Consider the following 16,499-nt stretch of genomic DNA (forward strand, 5'->3'; position numbering starts at 1 on the left):
ACTCAATATTTTGTTTCGTGCATCCTGGTCCATCTTCTGTAAAGCCGTTACTGGTTTACCTTTCATTATTCTCTTGGTGATTTCATATGCTTCGCTTTCGCTGATTCGTTTGGTCTTATCGCAATCCAGGCAGTGGTCTTCGTTACCCTCTTCTGTGAATTTTTGAAGTCCTTCTATTGCTTTTTTCTTTTCATTATGTATAATCCTTAAGATTAGACTGGTATCAGGAAATGTGCCAGTATTTCGATCCGCTTTATAATAAGCAGTGCAACTGCTCCATTCATATTCCTCTGGTTTGCTGATGATAGATGCTTTGACGGGATTTTTGTGCATGTAGCGAATGACTGTCAGTAGGTATCCGTCGTTCTCGACGCATTCACTCTTAAATCGATCTTGAAACACGTGTCCAATTCTTTCGTATTTCCAGTTGTACCAGTAAGCGTAACTTATACCCAAGCGTTTCATAAACACTGATATATCGCCATAGTCTTCTCTTAGCAATAAATGAACGTGATTGGTCATCAAGCAATACCCAAGTACGCTTACTCCACTTTCTAGCGATACCTTTTTTGTGGTTTCCAGGTATCTCTGAAAATCGTCTTCTTCGTAGAAAATATCCTGCTGGCCAATTCCCCGTACTATAACATGGTAGATTCCTGTTTCACTCTTCTTTCTTGGCTTCCTGGGCATCCTTCACACCGCCCCTTCTCCCCTTTTCTCAGATTCTACCATGGATACTAGCTTGACACAAGAGAACCGTCCCCGTGTGCCCCCCCGTGTGCCCCCGTGTGCCCCCTTTCGGCAATATCAAAAAAATAGCGTGGATTGAAATATATCTGGATTAGATGATATATTATAATTAAACATTTGTTTCTCCCTACAAGGGAGTCCGTCAAAAGGAGTGAGGGAATTGAGTCTTATCCATAAACCTCATGATAAATTCTTTAAAGAGACCCTCAGTGATCTTCAGACGGCTCAGGATTTTTTGCAAAACTATCTGCCTCGGGAACTCCTGGAATTTATGGATTTAGAGAGCATTTCTCTGCAAAAGGACAGCTTTATTGAAAAAGAGTTGGAAGAAACCTTTTCCGATCTGCTATTCCAAACTAAAATCAATCATAAAGACGGCTATCTTTACCTTCTTTTTGAGCATAAAAGTTACCCCTCTCCCAAGATAGCTCTCCAATTGTTGAAATACATGCTGAACATCTGGGAACAAAAAACGGCAGATCAGCCCACGGCCAAACTGCCGGTAATCATCCCCATGGTGGTCTATCACGGCAAAGCACGCTGGAACAGTCCGGTGAAACTTTCAGGCCTAATTGAAGACTATGATCAGCTGCCTCTTGCCGTCACCGACTGCCTTCCGGATTTTTCCTATTTGCTGTATAATATCTCCCGCTATAGTAATGCGGACATCAAAGGCAGCGTTAAGCTTCAGATATTTTTAAAGTTGTTAAGAGACATCTTTGAACAGGACTATACGGTATTTCTGAAGACTTTAGAAGAATCCATCATGGCTTTTAATCAGCTGGAAAACCAAGGCAATGGGCTGGAATACTTTGAGACTTTTATCCGCTACATCATGAATGCCAGGAATGATTTGGAATTTCAGACGGTCTACGAATTGGCCAAAGAGAGTTCTTTGGAAAGGAGTGAAGTCATTATGACTATTGCGGAAAAGCTAATCACAGAAGGCATGGAAAAGGGTATAGAAAAAGGCATGGAAAAGGGTATAGAAAAAGGCATAGAACAGGGAGTGGAGAAGGGTAAGCTGGAAGTGGCGGAAAATTTACTGAGGCTAGGTATGGGAATTGACGTGATTATTAAAGCTACGGGACTGAGGGAAGAGGAAATCAGGAAAATAATGAATTGACCATAGAATAGAATTGCCCTGGGTTGCCCTCAGCAGCCCCGGGCAATTCTATTAGAAAATAGGTGAGGGCTTTTTTTGAAGAGTCTGGACGAAGAGATCTGATCCCTCCTTGCCAAGCGCAAAGAGCAGTCCAATGAAAATCCCGGTTTTCCCGATCTGGACCTGATTTCTCAGTGGAGCCAAGCCTTTGGTCTTGAGACAGTGGCCGTGGCGATTGAAGAGCAACCTGGAAAAACTTGACTTCACAAGAGTATTACTTACTCTTTAAGTAATACTCTTTGTAAAGGGGTAATTGATTATGGCAAAGCAACTTCTCTCTGGAAAGTTAACCAGCAAAGGACAAATGACTATTCCGGTAGAGTTGAGAAACCTATTAAAACTTAATGAAGGAGATCGACTAGCTTTTATCTTAAATGAAAAAGAAGGAATTATTGAAGTCCAGCCTAAAACCAAGAAGTCAATCCGAGGGGTAATGGGAGCGTTAAAGCCTGCAATAAACCTTAATGCGGATGAAGCCATTGATTTGGCCAGGGCGGAACGTGCAAAAGAGCTTAAAAAGAAATCGATGGAGTTAAAAGATGAATAAGGTAATGATAGTTGATACAAATATTCTTATTCGCTTATTCACTCAGGATGATGATGCCCAAATTGAGCAATTAGTCCGGCTTATAGAACAAGGAAATGTAGCATTTCATGTTCAGTCAATTGTTCTTATTGGAGCTTACTGGGTCTTACGCAAAGTTTATAGTTTTAATAAAGAAGCAATATTGCAGGTTTTCGAAGATTTTATTGAGTCAGATGGAGTGGAACTTGGTGAAGACGGTTTAGTGCAAAGAGTCCTGGCTCGTTTTCGAGAGGTAAAGGTTGATTTGGTTGATGTTTACTTAGCTGAGAATCAAGAAATCTGGAGATTTCGGTCTTAACTTGGAATGCTAAGGATTTTAGAAAGCTGGGATGTGAATTTTACAGACCGCAAGATTTAATATAAGTTTTTTTCGCAAGGAATTGGCCTTATAATACTAATAAAACGAACCATTCTCTCCAAGTGCGTGGCTCTAATTGAGTAAAAAATGCATTCGCAGCTAAAATAAAAAGCTGCCTTTTCTAATATTTAGGTCGAAGGTATATCAAGAAAAGGAGAATGAGGATATACGCATTATCTTAGTGCGAATGTGTAGCGAACATAAAATTCCTGGGGGATTCGCACCGCGAAGTGTGCGAGAATTTGCTGAAATATGTAGAGATTATTGGGGAAAGAGCCGGGTTTTTGGTGAACAACGGAATAAAATAGGATAAAACTATCTGAAATAAGATGGTTTTTATTAGTTTTTGCTTCGCTTCCCACCAGGGAATCGTGGATTTAAATTAAGTGCTGCAGCAATAATGCTCCGATTACTTGGTCGCTTCCCACCAGGGAATCGTGGATTTAAATACGCAAAACTCCGCGAAGACATGGAGAAATTGGGTCGCATACACAGGGAAGATTCGAACGGAGGACTTGTCTTTACCAGTTCACATGCCATAAATATGCAGAAATTGCTTTTGTGGAATATCATGGTAAAGAAGATGGCTGTAGGTTAATTCTTATTTGAGTGCAGCTTGTCATTTTAATAGCATATCCTGACACCTGAATATCCAATGCCTGCTCAACAATACGCCCCATAGGTTTGGTATTTGTATTTTTTGGTATTTTGGGCTTAGAGGTTTTTTTCGTGGCATATTTGTTATTCCAGTTGTAATACGTTGTGCTACTTATATTATATTTTCTGCAGGTTTCGGCGATGGTGGCACCATCTTGGATTTCTGCGAGTATGCTTGTAAATTTTTGAACAGAATATTTCATTATAAACATCTCCTTTTCGAATAATCCTTGTAATTAATATTAGAAATAACAATGGAATATGACACATATTAGGGATAGTGATGAAATATAAAAATACATTGGTTTTTTAACAATTAAAACTTATATGAACTAATTATCAATTGACATATTATTCCTATTTGCTATACTTAAAAAGTCAGGCTCTGTGAGTCTGTGGATTGAAAAATATATGTTTTTTTGTGTAAAAAGAATGTCTTCCCATAAAAATTGGTTAAGACGTTCTTTTTATTTATCAAAGTAAAAGAAATGACAAATTACAACACAAAATATGGTAAAAGGAGAGTTGTAATAAAAGACAAGTATAAGCAAGGGGGAATGCATACGAACTCCAAGCGTTTTATTGCTCATATCCGCGCAGCTGATAAACATGAACAATATGTGGATGAGCACAATGATCATGTAGCAGACCTGGCTGCCGCTGTGGCTCAGGACTACGGCTTAGCTAATATCGCCAAACTGGCGGGGCGGCATCATGACGACGGCAAAAACACGCCTGAGTTTGCCGCATATATCCGGGCGGCGGCTGAGGGGAAAAAAGTCGTCCGGGGTTCGGTTATTCATTCCACTCACGGCGCTATGCTGGTCAACGAACTGGCTTCCTCAAAGCTGAGTTCCCGCTTAACAGCGGAAATGGTCCGGATGGCGATTATGAGCCATCATGGACTGAGAGACTGCCTTTCTCTGGACGGGGATGCCGTGTTTGCGGAAGCGGCGGAAAAAGTCGCCGACTCCTATGAAAGCGTAAAAAAGGTGGTCTACCGGCACTATGGTGAGAATTCTATCAATCAAGAATTTATAGAGGCCTGTTGTGACACCCGGTCCATCGTGGCAAGCATTCAGGCATTGCAGAGAAAAAGTAAATCATTAGGTTCGCTGCAATTTTATTTGGCTATGTTCGCCCGCTTGCTCACCTCCCTTGTCATAGATGCCGACCGGACAGATACCGCCTGTTTTGAAGAAAAGAGAGCGTTGCCCCGGCCCAAAGCGCCCGACGAGCGCTGGGCTATGTGGGAAACGTATCTGGCTCACTATGAAAAAGAACTGGAAGAGCTCCCGAAGGGGAAAAAACCATCCAGCCTGGACCCTTACCGAGGGGAAATATCCAGGGCCTGCGCTGAATTTGACGGCGGCGAGGCGGGGATCTTCCGGTTGGTGGTGCCTTGTGGGGCTGGTAAAACCCTGGCTGCTCTCCGCTATGCCTTACATACTGCCCGGCATTACAGGAAAGAGCGCATTTTTTATATCGCTCCCTTCAACTCCATTCTGGAGCAAAACGCAGCGGAAATTTCCAGGTTTATCGGAGATCCTGCCGCTGTGCTGGAACATCATTCCAACATTATGTTTAATGATGATGAGAGTAAAGATAAAAAGGAAGAGGAGAAAAGGTATCAACTGCTGACCGAAAACTGGGCCCAGTCCCCGGTGGTGGCCACCACCGCCGTTCAGTTCCTGAACACGTTGTTCGGGGGTAAGACCTCTAACCTGCGCCGGATGCAGGCTCTGGGGAATTCGGTGATTATCCTGGATGAAATTCAGGCCCTGCCCATAAAGGTTTTAAAGCTTTTTAACGGGGCTATGAATTTTCTGGCTTCTTTCTGCAAAACTTCCGTGGTCCTCTGCTCCGCCACCCAGCCCCTTCTGGATAAGGTGGACAATTACCGGATCTTACCCCCGAAAAGCATCATTGCAGATGAAGAAAAATACAGCGAGGCTTTCCGGCGGGTGCAAATTGTGGACTGTATGACGGAGCGGGGGTATTCACGGGAAGAAGCGGCCGATTTCATTGCCGGTCAACTGGATGAGGCGCGATCCGTGCTGGCCATTGTCAACACCAAACGAGGCGCTCGTGAAATTTTTAAGCAGATACGGAACAGGCTGGGTGATGAAACGCCCTACCGGATTTTTCATCTGTCCACCAATATGTGTCCTGCTCATCGCAGCAGAGTCCTGCGTCAATTGCGCGCAGGACTTGAGGACAAGGAGTCCGGTGAAAAGATTATCTGCATCAGTACATCGTTAATCGAGGCGGGAGTGGATGTTTCCTTTGAACGGGTCGTCCGTTCGCTGTCCGGCCTGGATAATATTGTCCAGGCGGCGGGACGCTGCAACCGCAACTATGAAACCGCCTGCGGAATCGTCTCAATCATCAACCTCCGGGATGAACAGACAGGCAGGCTGGGTTATCTCAAAGAAGCCCGGCAGGCCACCCAGGAACTGCTGTACAGCATAAAAACCTCCCCCGGGCGTTATCCTGGAGGGGCTTTGTCCAAGGCCGCCATGAAGGAGTATTATGCAAGATACTTTTACTCTTTATTTGCTGAAATGGCCTATCCTCTGAAGTTCGATCCGGAGCACAACCTGCTCCATTTGCTGACGAACAATCCTTCCGGCCAAAGAGGATTTGCGGAAAAATATCCTCAGGAGCGGCTTCCCGAGTTAAAGCAGGCCTTCAGAGAAGCGGGTGAAGCGTTTTCCGTGATCGAGGATGACGGAAAAGTGGATGTATTCATTGACTATGACCATGAGGCCGGGAACAGGCTGCAAAAGCTGAAGGCGGCAACGACCCTCCAGGAAAAACGTTCAGCTCTGCGGCAGCTTCAGCCTTACACGGTGCAGTTAAGGGAGAATGACTGGATCCAAAGGCAGCGATTAGCTCTGACACCGGAGGACGCGGGCATTCTGGTGCTCCCCCCGGGTTACTATGACGGGGAGTATGGAGTGGATGAAACCCTGGACATTAAGATGGAAACACTGATTATTTAAGTCAAGGAGGTGATGGTTATGGAAGTCAAGCGAAATACCGTGGAGTTCCTGGTCAAGGGGGACAGGGCCTTGTTTGCCGACCCGGTCACCCGGGTGGGAGGAGAAAAAACCAGTTACTATGTGCCTACTTACGAAGCTTTGAAAGGGATACTGGCCTCTGTCTACTGGAAGCCAACCCTGGTTTGGATCATTGACTCGGTCCGGGTAATGAACATGATTCAAACGGCATCGGAGGGTGTCCGCACCAGGAATTACGACGGCGGAAACGATTTGTCCGTCTATACCTATCTGAAAGACGTTTGCTATCAGGTCCGGGCTCATTTCATCTGGAACGAAAACCGCCCCGAGCTGGCTGCCGACCGTAATGAGCATAAACACCACAATGTTGCCCGGCGAATGATTGAGCGGGGCGGACGGCGGGATATTTTTCTGGGAACCAGGGAATGCCAGGGGACGGTGGAAGCCTGTATATTCGGTGAGGGAGCGGGCATCTATGATCAGGTGGAGGAGCTTCATCTGGGCTATATGTTTCACGGCTTTACCTATGCGGATGAAGCGCTGCGGAAGGCGGAAAAAGGGCATATGAGCGTACGCTTCCATCATGTGGTCATGAAAAGGGGTGTGATCGAATTTCCCGGCCCGGAAGAGATTCCGGACCAGGACAGACGCATCCTCCATAAAATGCCGGTCAAGCCTTTCGGAGAAGCAATCGGCAATTTTTCAGGTCTGGCTGAATTTGCTGGGGAGGAGGTAACGGAATGAACTGGGTATCATCCCTTTGCGCCTTGTATGATGCCAACGCGGAATGGGCCGGTAAAGTGAAGATGTGGAAGAAAAGGCCCCTGGTGCTGTTCCCCGTAGGGTACGACACGATGGAGGCGCAAATTGAAATTCATATTGATCAGGAGGGAAACTACATCGGCGCGCGCATCCTGGAAAGGGAGGAAGGGGAAACCCTGGTCCCTTACCCGGAAAGCAGAACCAGCGGCATCAAAGCTTTGCCTCTTTTTGACTCCCTGGCGTATGTTGCCGGTGATCTGTCGGAGGCGGTAACCTTTTATTTTTCCGATGCCAAAAATGAAAAAGAAAGACAGAGCAAGACGGCAAGGCTGAAAGGGTCCTTTCCTCTTTACCTTGCAGGTCTTAAGGCCTGGTGCGAATCACCCTTTTCCCATCCCAAGGTGAGGGCTATCTATCGCTATGTTGCCAGGCGGACCGTTGCGGGAGATTTAATCGGGAGCCAGGTGTTAGCGGCTGATGAAAATGGTATCGTTTCCGATAAAGTGAAAATCCAAAAAGGCCCTCTGGACAAGGCCTTTGTCCGTTTTCGCGTATTTATGAATGATGAGCTTCTGCCGGAGGATATCCTGGATGATCCGAACAACGTCTATGACAGTGCCGTATGGCTGGACAGAACGGTACAGGGCAGCTTTATGGACTATTATTTATCCACCTTTCAGGCCACGGACCTTTGCTATATGACCGGGGAACATACGCCCCGCGCCAAAACCCATCCTCTGAAAATCCGGGGGAAATGGGATACCAAGGCCAAATTGATTTCCGCCAATGACGACACGAACTTTACGTACCGGGGCAGGTTCAATACGAAAGACAAAGAAACGGGCTATAATGAGGCATTGTCCATAGGATATGTCACCTCCCAGAAAGCCCATAATGCTTTGAAATGGATTATCCGTAGGCAAGGGTTCAGCCGGGATGGGGTCTGCATCGTAGCCTGGGAAAATGCCTTGCGGGATTTGCCCGATTTCTACGCCAGTGCGGCTGATATTTTGTCCAGGGTAACAGAAAATGCAGGAGATGAGGTTGAATCTGAATTAGAGGAAGAGACCCTGCCTGAGGAGGATGAAGGGGATGTCCCGGAAACAAATTATGCCAGTGCGGCAAGATTTAATGCAGCGCTGGATGGCTATGCCTCGAAGCTGAGCGGTATTTCCAAGATGGTCGTTCTGGCCCTTGACAGTGCCACGCCGGGGAGATTGGCTATGACTTATTACAAAGAACTGGAGTCCTCCCGTTATCTTAAAAATCTCCGCTTGTGGCATGAGAGTTGTGTCTGGAAACATGAATATATTCAGGACAAGAAACTGAAGGTTTATGAAGGGATGGCTTCCCTCAGGGAGATTGCCTTGGCCGTCTACGGTACGGAGCAGGGGGAGGACAATAATCCCCAGCTTAAGCTGGCCAAGAACAGCGATAATAAGGCCCCCATGCTGGTAGCCGTTTTTGAACGCTTGCGCCCGTGCATTATTGACGGTGGGGCGATCCCCCGGGATATGGTGCGGGCGGCCGTCCTGAAGGCCTCCAATCCTTTGGCTTATAAAGCGAAGTTTCATTACAACAAGGTCCTGCATATCGCTTGTTCTATGGTAAAGCGTCTTTATTGGGAGAAGCAGCAGCGCAATGAAAGAGAAGGAGTGATTTTAGGGATGGAGCTTGATAAAACGAACCGGGACAGGAGCTATCTTTACGGGCGCATGCTGGCTGTAGCGGAACGGGTGGAGAGAGCTACCTATGAGAAAGGGGAAACGCGGATTACTAATGCGGAGCGGTATATGCAGCCATTTTCCCGCAGCCCGTTCCGGACCTGGAATATTATCAGGAAAAATCTGCAGCCCTATCTGGAAAAGCTGAAGCCTGCAGCCAGAGAGTATTACAAAAATCTGCTGTGTGAGATCACGGAGTTATTTGAATATAAGGACCGCATATCCAACGAAATCCTGGACGGAAAATACCTGATTGGCTATGACTGCCAAAGAACGGAATTGAGGCGCTGGCCGAAGGAACAGACTTTTTCCCGGGAAGGGGCAAATTTTTCGCCAGAGGGAACAAACGACGATGATAAAAACGATGAAGAAGGAGAGGAACGTAGATGAGCATTCTGCAAAATAAGATTGACTTTGCGGCGATCGTTTCAGTCACACGGGCCAATATTAACGGGGACCCCCTCAACGGAAACCGTCCCCGGGAAGATTATGACGGGCATGGGATTTTCTCGGATGTGGCCGTCAAGCGCAAGCTCCGTAACCGGCTTCAGGATCTGGGCGAGTGCATCTTCGTCCAGTCCGATGACCGTTCGGACGACGGATACAAAAGTTTGAAGGACCGGGCGGATGGTTATGAGGAGTTTAAAGCGGAAATGGGCAAAGGGAAGAAAGCAGACCGGGATAAGTGCATGCAAATCGCTTGCCACAAATGGTTTGATGTGCGGGCTTTCGGCCAGGTCTTTGCTTTTAAAGGGGATGAGGTATCCGTCGGGGTGCGCGGCCCGGTGTCGGTGCAGCAGGCGGTCAGTGTTTCACCTATTGATATTGTGGATATGCAAATCACCAAGAGCGTGAACAGTGAAGCCGGAAAGAGCGGCAAATCATCGGACACCATGGGAATGAAGCATTTCGTTAATTTCGGGTTGTATGTGATCCGGGGCAGCATCAATTGCCAATTGGCGGAGAAAACCGGTTTCACTCATGAGGATGCCGAAAGGTTTAAAGAGGCATTGCGCACCTTGTTTGAGAATGATGCCTCTTCGGCGCGGCCCGAGGGCTCCTGTGAAGTCTGCAGGGTTTACTGGTGGGAGCATGGGGATAAAACACCGAAAGAAACATCGGCAATGATCCAGCGGGCTTTGCATATCACGCCTAAAAAAGATGTTCCCCAATCCTTTGACGATTATGAGATTGAGCTGGAGCCAACGAATTGCGTTCCTGAAATCATCGATTTGGTTTAATGATTCGTTGGATCAAAAGAAGCAAAGTTTGGCAGAGAAATATTGTTGGGGTGTCCGTGGGGCATTGAGGTAGAGAGAGATTAGTGAGGTTTTAACGATGGAATACCAAGAGGAAGATTTTCTGCTCTTATCGGGCATCCAGCACTATGTGTTTTGCAAACGCCAGTGGGCCTTGATCCACATCGAACAGCAGTGGCAGGAGAATCTGCGTACCGTGGAGGGGGCAATCCTGCATGAGAAAACCCATGACAGCACCATCAAGGAAAAGCGGGGAGCTTTGATCATTTCCCGGGGGATGGGAGTCTTCTCCCGCACCCTGGGGATCACCGGAGCCTGTGATGTGGTGGAGTTCCACAAGTCCCGGGACGGCGTCACGCTCTACGGCAGGGAGGGAACGTATTTGCCGGTGCCAGTGGAGTACAAACGGGGCAAACCGAAACAGGATAACGCGGATGTACTCCAGTTATGCGCACAGGCCATGTGCTTGGAAGAGATGCTTTTATGTACCATACGGTCAGGGTTTTTATACTATGGAGAACCCAAACGCAGAACAAAAGTCGCCTTGGACGTGGAGAACCGGGAGGAAGTCATAAGGATTTGCCGGGAGATGCATGAGCTCTATGACAAGAGATACACTCCTAAAGTCAGAACCACTAAGGCCTGCAAGGCTTGTTCCCTTAAGGAGCTTTGCCTGCCTAAGTTATGCAAGAATCCATCGGCCCTGGACTATATGAGGAAAACTATTTCAGAGATCGAGGTTGATCCATGAGAAAACTATTGAATACCCTCTATGTGACTTCCCCCAATACTTATCTATCCCTTGATGGAGAAAATATTGTGATTTTGAAGGATGATGTGGAGGCCTTGAGAGTTCCTCTGCATAATCTGGAGGGCATTATTGCTTTTGGCTATACAGGGGCCAGCCCGGCTTTGATGGGGGCCTGTGCTAAACGCAATATTGCCTTGAGCTTTATGAAATCCAGCGGGAAATTCCTGGGCAGGGTAGTGGGGGAAGTCAGAGGGAATGTCACCTTAAGAAAAGCCCAGTACAGACTTTCCGACGATGGAGCGAAAAGCCACAGAATTGCCAAGAGCTTCATTTGGGGGAAAATATATAATTCCCGCTGGGTGGTGGAGCGGGCCACCCGGGATCATGGGGCCAGACTGGATGTAGAGAAACTAAAAGGAGTCTGCCAAACCCTGGCCAATGCTCTGAAACTGGTTGAGAGCAGCAAGGATTTGGAGCAGCTGCGGGGCGTGGAGGGGGAAGCGGCAGCCCAATATTTCAGAGTACTGGATGATTTGATTCTCCAGCAGAAGGAGGACTTTTATTTTAAGGCCCGGAATAAACGGCCTCCTTTGGACAATGTCAACGCCCTGCTCTCTTTTGTCTATACCCTTTTGGCCCATGACGCCGCGGCAGCCTTGGAAACCGTTGGCTTGGACCCTTATGTGGGATTTTTGCACCGGGATAGACCGGGAAGAATCTCACTGGCTCTGGATTTAATGGAAGAGCTGCGGGCTATTTATGCGGATCGTTTTGTCCTTTCTCTAATCAACAGGCGGGAAGCCGGTCCCAATGGATTTACCAGGATGGAAAATGGAGCGGTCATAATGGATGACGATACAAGAAGAATTATTCTCAAGGCGTGGCAAAGCAGGAAACAGGAGGAGATAAAGCATCCCTTTCTGCAGGAAAAAATGGAGTGGGGACTTGTGCCCTATGCTCAGGCCATGTTGTTGGCTCGGTTTATCCGGGGGGATCTGGACGGATATCCGGCCTTTATGTGGAAGTAGGTGAATATATTATTTTAGTGTTGATTACCTATGATGTAAATACGCAAACGGCAGCGGGGAGAAAGCGCTTGCGTCAGGTAGCCAAGCAATGTGTGAACTATGGGCAGAGAGTTCAGAATTCGGTTTTTGAATGTGTGCTGGATGCGGCGAAATTCCGTGAAGTCCAACATAAGCTGGAGAAGATTATTGATGTGGAGAAGGATAGCTTGAGGTTTTATTTGTTGGGGAATAATTACAAGAATAAGGTTGAGCACATCGGTGCCAAGGCTTCTTTTGATGTTGAGGATACGCTGATTATTTAGTGCGAACCTATAGTACACATAAAATCCCCGGGAGGTTCGCACCGCGAGATGTAAGGAAATTTGTTGAAATATATAGAAATGTGAGGACAGGGCTGTTGGTTTTAGTGTAATATGGAAGAAGATGGGTGAGAATTGTTCTTTAGGAGATAGTTTTTCCTGTTTTTTGCTGTCGCTCCCTACATGGGAGCGTGGATTGAAATAGCTAATAATGCGATGCTTATTTACTTACAACGGCGTCGCTCCCTACATGGGAGCGTGGATTGAAATTCCCAATTAGTTCTTTTGCTGCTAGGTATCCGTGTCGCTCCCTACATGGGAGCGTGGATTGAAATCGAAGGATTCAATAACGGTCATATTTGAAAAGCGGTCGCTCCCTACATGGGAGCGTGGATTGAAATTTCAAAGCATCTTAATAAACATGATTACCTCACGTCGCTCCCTACATGGGAGCGTGGATTGAAATTTTCCGATAATGAAAAAAAGCGCAAAATAGACTCTGTCGCTCCCTACATGGGAGCGTGGATTGAAATAGTCAAGACGGAATAGAAGACCCAGCAGAAGTTGTCGCTCCCTACATGGGAGCGTGGATTGAAATTTGGTGTGATGATATTGTTGTAAAGTCGAATGTTGGTCGCTCCCTACATGGGAGCGTGGATTGAAATCTTCAACAATTCGCCTATAGTACAGGTTTTACTGGGTCGCTCCCTACATGGGAGCGTGGATTGAAATTTCGTGAAACAGTAAGAGTATATCTATCTTTAGTCGCTCCCTACATGGGAGCGTGGATTGAAATAGTAGATCTGCGATATTTACAGTAAGGCTAGTAGGTCGCTCCCTACATGGGAGCGTGGATTGAAATCCTCTAAATCTATATCAAACTCAATCTTTCCACCGTCGCTCCCTACATGGGAGCGTGGATTGAAATTGCTATAGCATAGATGTTACCGTCATTATCGCAAGTCGCTCCCTACATGGGAGCGTGGATTGAAATTACCGCTTTATCGTATTCATCCTTATCGCGCCATTGTCGCTCCCTACATGGGAGCGTGGATTGAAATCCATTTTTGTACTCGATTATTTCACCAGGTTCGGTCGCTCCCTACATGGGAGCGTGGATTGAAATCAGTCAGTGTGCTAGTGAATGGTCCATTTACCCCGTGTCGCTCCCTACATGGGAGCGTGGATTGAAATCGGTTTAATGCTTTTATCTCTCCGTTTCCTGGTGTCGCTCCCTACATGGAGCGTGGAACATTACTTATTGTTAAGAAAATTGTGTTGAGTTTAGGATTACGATTTTAATAATGGCTTCATTGATTCCAGGAATAATAGCGTTGATTCTAATTGGGAAGCCTAATCGCTCCAGTATGATAATATGGATACTATTCGTGATATTTCCTGTTATGGGTCTTTTGAGTAAAGCATCCCAAAGGTTAAAGTGAAATTTTGATATAGATTTAGAGTTTACAAGGCGCTAGTGAAGATTAGGTTAGAGAGATCATTGCTTATTTGAAAAAGCTTGATAACCAACCAATGGGGGATGAATTGGATATATCTGCAAATAATAAGGGCGCTTTTAAATCGAGCCTGCTGCCAGGGCTCAAACGGGTTAACGCGGTATCTTTTTGTATCTTCAGGAAAGTAAGGTTACAGTAAGGCTTGGACGCCTTCGGTATAAAATATCGGCTGTTCGGCTGCTTCTATGAGGTTAAGCAACAAGGCTTTCTTTACCAATGAAGCAGCAGGCGCTGGGTGATTTACATAGCCCAGCAAAAATCCCCCTCTCCCATACCTTGCAATTCACCTTCTTTAAGAACATTTTTAACAAAAGGTACGTGCATTGTTGACAACTGATTAAAGTATTCCCCTTCATAAATATTGAGCGAAATATTTATGTCATAACCCACATCGTCAAGTAAAAGAAAATCATAAAGTTTATCTCTGTCTACTTTATCGCGATTGCGGACAAGAATCATAATATCAATATCGGATTCAGGCAAAGAATCACCTCGGGCTTTAGAGCCGTACAGAATCACAGAAATTAAGTTATCCCTGCAAACATCGCATATATGTTGAATTGTTCTGTCTAAGGCAGTTTGTTCTGTTTTAGTTAGGGATGCCATAGAATCACTCCCGACTCAGAGTTGAATTTATCTGAATTATAGCATGCAATATCACTTTGCTCAATTCTTTGCGCCCCCTACTCCCCACCCACTTCCTCCAAGCAGGAAGTGAGATAAATCAGGAGAACACTATCGAAGATGGCGAATATTTTCTGCTTTAACGATGCTCTTCACTAGTCTAAAATTGTTGACCCTTTAAAGGAAATAGGTGTAAGCTGTCGAAATCTATATTTTAACAGAGAAGGAAATCAAATGGAGGAAAGTCGTTCGATGGCACAGCAAAAAACTGAGTTTTCGGAACATATGTCTTTCGAGTTTCTGGAGTTACTGCGCAAGAAAAATCCGGCGTGGCGTTTGTTAACCTCATCTCAAGCTCCTTTTGTGGCGTCTTTTCTCTATAGAGAATTTATTGCGGAAAACAAGCGGCAGATTGCCGAGCAAGAATTGATCAGCCGCTTGGAGGGCTTTATTGAGCTGCTCAATCAGGGGCGCGATGACTCTCTCTTTCCGCGTTCAGGACGGGAATATCTGGATGACTGGGCCAATGATGAACATGGTTGGCTGCGGAAATTCTATCCCCCGGGACAGGACGAGCCTTATTTTGATGTAACCTCCCTGGCCCAGAAAGCCATTGAGTGGCTTCTGAGTTTAAGGCAACAAGTTTTTATCGGTACAGAATCACGCCTGATCACTGTATTTGAACTTCTGCACCAGATTGTGGAGCGTTCTGAAAGCGATCCAAAGTTGCGCTTGGCCGAGCTCCAACGACGTAAAGCCGAAATTGAACAGGAGATCATCCGGGTGCAGAAGGGACAGGTGGAGCTGCTGGATGAAACGCAAATCAAGGAGCGTTTTTGGCAGGCGATGACAACTGCCCGAGAGATTCTGGCCGACTTCCGGGCAGTAGAACAGAATTTTCGGGAACTGGACCGGGGGATGCGGGAACGGATTGCCACCTGGGAACGGGGAAAAGGAGAATTATTGGAATCAATCTTTGCAAAACAGGACGGGATTGCCCAATCGGAGCAAGGAAAGAGTTTCGCTGCATTCTGGAAATTTTTAATGTCCTCATCTTAGGGGGGAATCATCCCTGACATGTCCCTATGTGGGGCTTGCTAAAGGGTGCTAAAATTCAGGAAAAGTTATTTGCACCAAGTCCGCTTGTAAGAACCCTAACTCCAAAGACATCCTGATTCGGAATAATGTTATCTACGGTAAAACTAAACCCAGATTGCCAAATGGATTAAGGGAAACCAGATTGACCGCAAAGAGCATTTCACTGGCGAATCCATCTCCAGCTGGATTGATACTATATGCTTCAACGCCAACAAGTGAGGCAATTTACCGGTATTGAACAATCGAATGGTTAGCTGGGTTGTACGAGGTGCAGCCCTGGTTTCAATTGGTCCTGTATCGAAAACGGCCATCAGAATACCTCCCAATCTATCGTATATATTAGTGTATTTTTATGGAAATTGTTGGCGCAGAATGGTGCGGGTTTTTGCCTAAGCTTTTGATGGTTTTACCTTGGTTTATGAGTTATTGAAAGATCTTACAGAGAATGGATTGACTTAAATTCGGAATCGATTCCGAATTTGAAATACCATGACCGGGTTTTTATCCATAAGAGCGGCCCTTGGGCCGCAAAACCGACTGCCATGGGCAGGCCGTGCATTTTTCCCCTCTGGCGGGCTTTAATACTGTGGTGGATCATACAAATCGGTTGTTGTTGAATTCGTGATTTTTATATCTCTTTTGCCGACTAATTCACCGTCGGTGGTGAGAAACATATTTTTGGCAATAATCAGTTCCATAGCGGCTTCAGCTTCCGCGGCGGTCAGGTCTGCCCTTGGTGCCGGCAGGGTAAGCGTAAATGTGCTGCCCAGCGTTGTGGCAAAGGTTAGCCGAAGGGTTTTCTGCTGCGTATTTGCCATCCCCAATCCCCCCTCTCCTTTATGATCGATTGAACAAAGATCTATTCCACAGCCAGGTCAAAGCGGTTATTCCGGGTTAC

16 protein-coding genes and 1 CRISPR repeat array are annotated in these 16,499 nt (G+C 46.2%); of the genes, 11 read left to right on the top strand and 5 right to left on the bottom strand.

The annotated features are described in order from the left end of the window. Nucleotides 1-690, bottom strand: a 690-nt coding sequence (locus JL57_RS05350; RefSeq protein ID WP_034141030.1) for a transposase, incomplete at its 3' end; no start/stop codon positions are given. Between the two features lie 211 nt (nt 691-901). Here JL57_RS05350 and JL57_RS05355 point away from each other — a divergent pair. From JL57_RS05355 to JL57_RS05365, 3 genes are all read left to right on the top strand, one after another. Continuing rightward, on the top strand, nt 902-1,876 hold the full coding sequence (locus JL57_RS05355) for an Rpn family recombination-promoting nuclease/putative transposase (protein WP_366556982.1): 975 nt from the start codon (nt 902-904) through the stop codon (nt 1,874-1,876). A gap of 298 nt (nt 1,877-2,174) precedes the next feature. Further along, complete coding sequence (locus JL57_RS05360) at nt 2,175-2,462, top strand: AbrB/MazE/SpoVT family DNA-binding domain-containing protein (RefSeq protein WP_034141032.1); 288 nt, start codon at nt 2,175-2,177, stop codon at nt 2,460-2,462. Next, the gene (locus JL57_RS05365) at nt 2,455-2,799 is read left to right on the top strand and encodes a PIN domain-containing protein (RefSeq protein WP_291299733.1); all 345 of its coding nucleotides are present in this window, start codon (nt 2,455-2,457) and stop codon (nt 2,797-2,799) included. Before JL57_RS05360 ends, JL57_RS05365 begins: the two co-directional genes overlap by 8 nt. Before the next feature lie 629 nt (nt 2,800-3,428). Here the strand turns inward: JL57_RS05365 and JL57_RS33560 are convergent. Next, entirely contained in the window at nt 3,429-3,719 is a 291-nt protein-coding gene (locus tag JL57_RS33560) for a transposase (RefSeq protein ID WP_291299734.1), read from the bottom strand. 246 nt (nt 3,720-3,965) lie between these two features. Between JL57_RS33560 and cas3 the strand changes: the two genes are divergently transcribed. The 7 genes from cas3 to cas2 all read left to right on the top strand — a co-directional run bounded on the left by cas3 (nt 3,966) and on the right by cas2 (nt 12,365). Next, complete coding sequence (gene cas3, locus JL57_RS05375) at nt 3,966-6,521, top strand: CRISPR-associated helicase Cas3' (protein WP_291299735.1); 2,556 nt, start codon at nt 3,966-3,968, stop codon at nt 6,519-6,521. Between the two features lie 18 nt (nt 6,522-6,539). After that, the gene (gene cas5c / locus JL57_RS05380; protein ID WP_034141034.1) at nt 6,540-7,283 is read left to right on the top strand and encodes a type I-C CRISPR-associated protein Cas5c; all 744 of its coding nucleotides are present in this window, start codon (nt 6,540-6,542) and stop codon (nt 7,281-7,283) included. Then, a complete protein-coding gene (gene cas8c / locus JL57_RS05385; protein WP_034141035.1) occupies nt 7,280-9,415 on the top strand; it encodes a type I-C CRISPR-associated protein Cas8c/Csd1 in 2,136 nt (711 codons plus the stop codon). The genes cas5c and cas8c overlap by 4 nt, the downstream gene beginning before the upstream one ends. After that, nucleotides 9,412-10,266 carry a type I-C CRISPR-associated protein Cas7/Csd2 gene (gene cas7c, locus JL57_RS05390; RefSeq protein ID WP_034141036.1) on the top strand — a complete coding sequence of 285 codons (855 nt, stop codon included), beginning with the start codon at nt 9,412-9,414 and terminating at the stop codon, nt 10,264-10,266. The genes cas8c and cas7c overlap by 4 nt, the downstream gene beginning before the upstream one ends. 97 nt (nt 10,267-10,363) lie before the next feature. Then, the gene (gene cas4, locus JL57_RS05395) at nt 10,364-11,035 is read left to right on the top strand and encodes a CRISPR-associated protein Cas4 (RefSeq protein WP_034141037.1); all 672 of its coding nucleotides are present in this window, start codon (nt 10,364-10,366) and stop codon (nt 11,033-11,035) included. Further along, entirely contained in the window at nt 11,032-12,063 is a 1,032-nt protein-coding gene (cas1c, locus tag JL57_RS05400; RefSeq protein ID WP_034141038.1) for a type I-C CRISPR-associated endonuclease Cas1c, read from the top strand. The genes cas4 and cas1c overlap by 4 nt, the downstream gene beginning before the upstream one ends. Before the next feature lie 11 nt (nt 12,064-12,074). After that, nucleotides 12,075-12,365, top strand: coding sequence for a CRISPR-associated endonuclease Cas2 (cas2, locus tag JL57_RS05405; RefSeq protein WP_014184263.1), 291 nt, complete (start codon nt 12,075-12,077; stop codon nt 12,363-12,365). A gap of 168 nt (nt 12,366-12,533) precedes the next feature. Continuing rightward, nucleotides 12,534-13,621: a CRISPR direct-repeat array (repeat unit 32 nt; unit sequence GTCGCTCCCTACATGGGAGCGTGGATTGAAAT). Between the two features lie 498 nt (nt 13,622-14,119). Here cas2 and JL57_RS05410 read toward each other — a convergent pair. Next, the gene (locus JL57_RS05410) at nt 14,120-14,485 is read right to left on the bottom strand and encodes a nucleotidyltransferase domain-containing protein (protein WP_045691254.1); all 366 of its coding nucleotides are present in this window, start codon (nt 14,483-14,485) and stop codon (nt 14,120-14,122) included. A 252-nt stretch (nt 14,486-14,737) separates the two neighbouring features. Between JL57_RS05410 and JL57_RS05415 the strand changes: the two genes are divergently transcribed. Beyond that, nucleotides 14,738-15,562, top strand: a complete 825-nt coding sequence (locus JL57_RS05415) for a DUF3375 domain-containing protein (protein ID WP_291299736.1) — start codon at nt 14,738-14,740, stop codon at nt 15,560-15,562. Between the two features lie 143 nt (nt 15,563-15,705). Here the strand turns inward: JL57_RS05415 and JL57_RS05420 are convergent, their stop codons facing one another. Together JL57_RS05420 and JL57_RS05425 are read right to left on the bottom strand one after the other, a co-directional pair. Next, entirely contained in the window at nt 15,706-15,912 is a 207-nt protein-coding gene (locus JL57_RS05420) for a hypothetical protein (RefSeq protein ID WP_034141039.1), read from the bottom strand. 267 nt (nt 15,913-16,179) lie between these two features. Continuing rightward, nucleotides 16,180-16,419, bottom strand: coding sequence for a DUF2922 domain-containing protein (locus JL57_RS05425; protein ID WP_034141040.1), 240 nt, complete (start codon nt 16,417-16,419; stop codon nt 16,180-16,182). Between the last annotated feature and the right edge of the window lie 80 nt (nt 16,420-16,499).

Source organism: Desulfosporosinus sp. BICA1-9 (genome assembly GCF_000802135.1).

Coding starts and splice junctions, on each gene's coding strand:
- JL57_RS05360 (WP_034141032.1), top strand. CDS start 2,175: ATGGCAAAGCAACTTCTCTCTGGAAAGTTAACCAGCAAAGGACAAATG.
- JL57_RS05365 (WP_291299733.1), top strand. CDS start 2,455: ATGAATAAGGTAATGATAGTTGATACAAATATTCTTATTCGCTTATTC.
- JL57_RS33560 (WP_291299734.1), bottom strand. CDS start 3,719: ATGAAATATTCTGTTCAAAAATTTACAAGCATACTCGCAGAAATCCAA.
- cas5c (WP_034141034.1), top strand. CDS start 6,540: ATGGAAGTCAAGCGAAATACCGTGGAGTTCCTGGTCAAGGGGGACAGG.
- cas8c (WP_034141035.1), top strand. CDS start 7,280: ATGAACTGGGTATCATCCCTTTGCGCCTTGTATGATGCCAACGCGGAA.
- cas7c (WP_034141036.1), top strand. CDS start 9,412: ATGAGCATTCTGCAAAATAAGATTGACTTTGCGGCGATCGTTTCAGTC.
- cas4 (WP_034141037.1), top strand. CDS start 10,364: ATGGAATACCAAGAGGAAGATTTTCTGCTCTTATCGGGCATCCAGCAC.
- cas1c (WP_034141038.1), top strand. CDS start 11,032: ATGAGAAAACTATTGAATACCCTCTATGTGACTTCCCCCAATACTTAT.
- JL57_RS05410 (WP_045691254.1), bottom strand. CDS start 14,485: ATGGCATCCCTAACTAAAACAGAACAAACTGCCTTAGACAGAACAATT.
- JL57_RS05415 (WP_291299736.1), top strand. CDS start 14,738: ATGGAGGAAAGTCGTTCGATGGCACAGCAAAAAACTGAGTTTTCGGAA.
- JL57_RS05420 (WP_034141039.1), bottom strand. CDS start 15,912: ATGGCCGTTTTCGATACAGGACCAATTGAAACCAGGGCTGCACCTCGT.
- JL57_RS05425 (WP_034141040.1), bottom strand. CDS start 16,419: ATGGCAAATACGCAGCAGAAAACCCTTCGGCTAACCTTTGCCACAACG.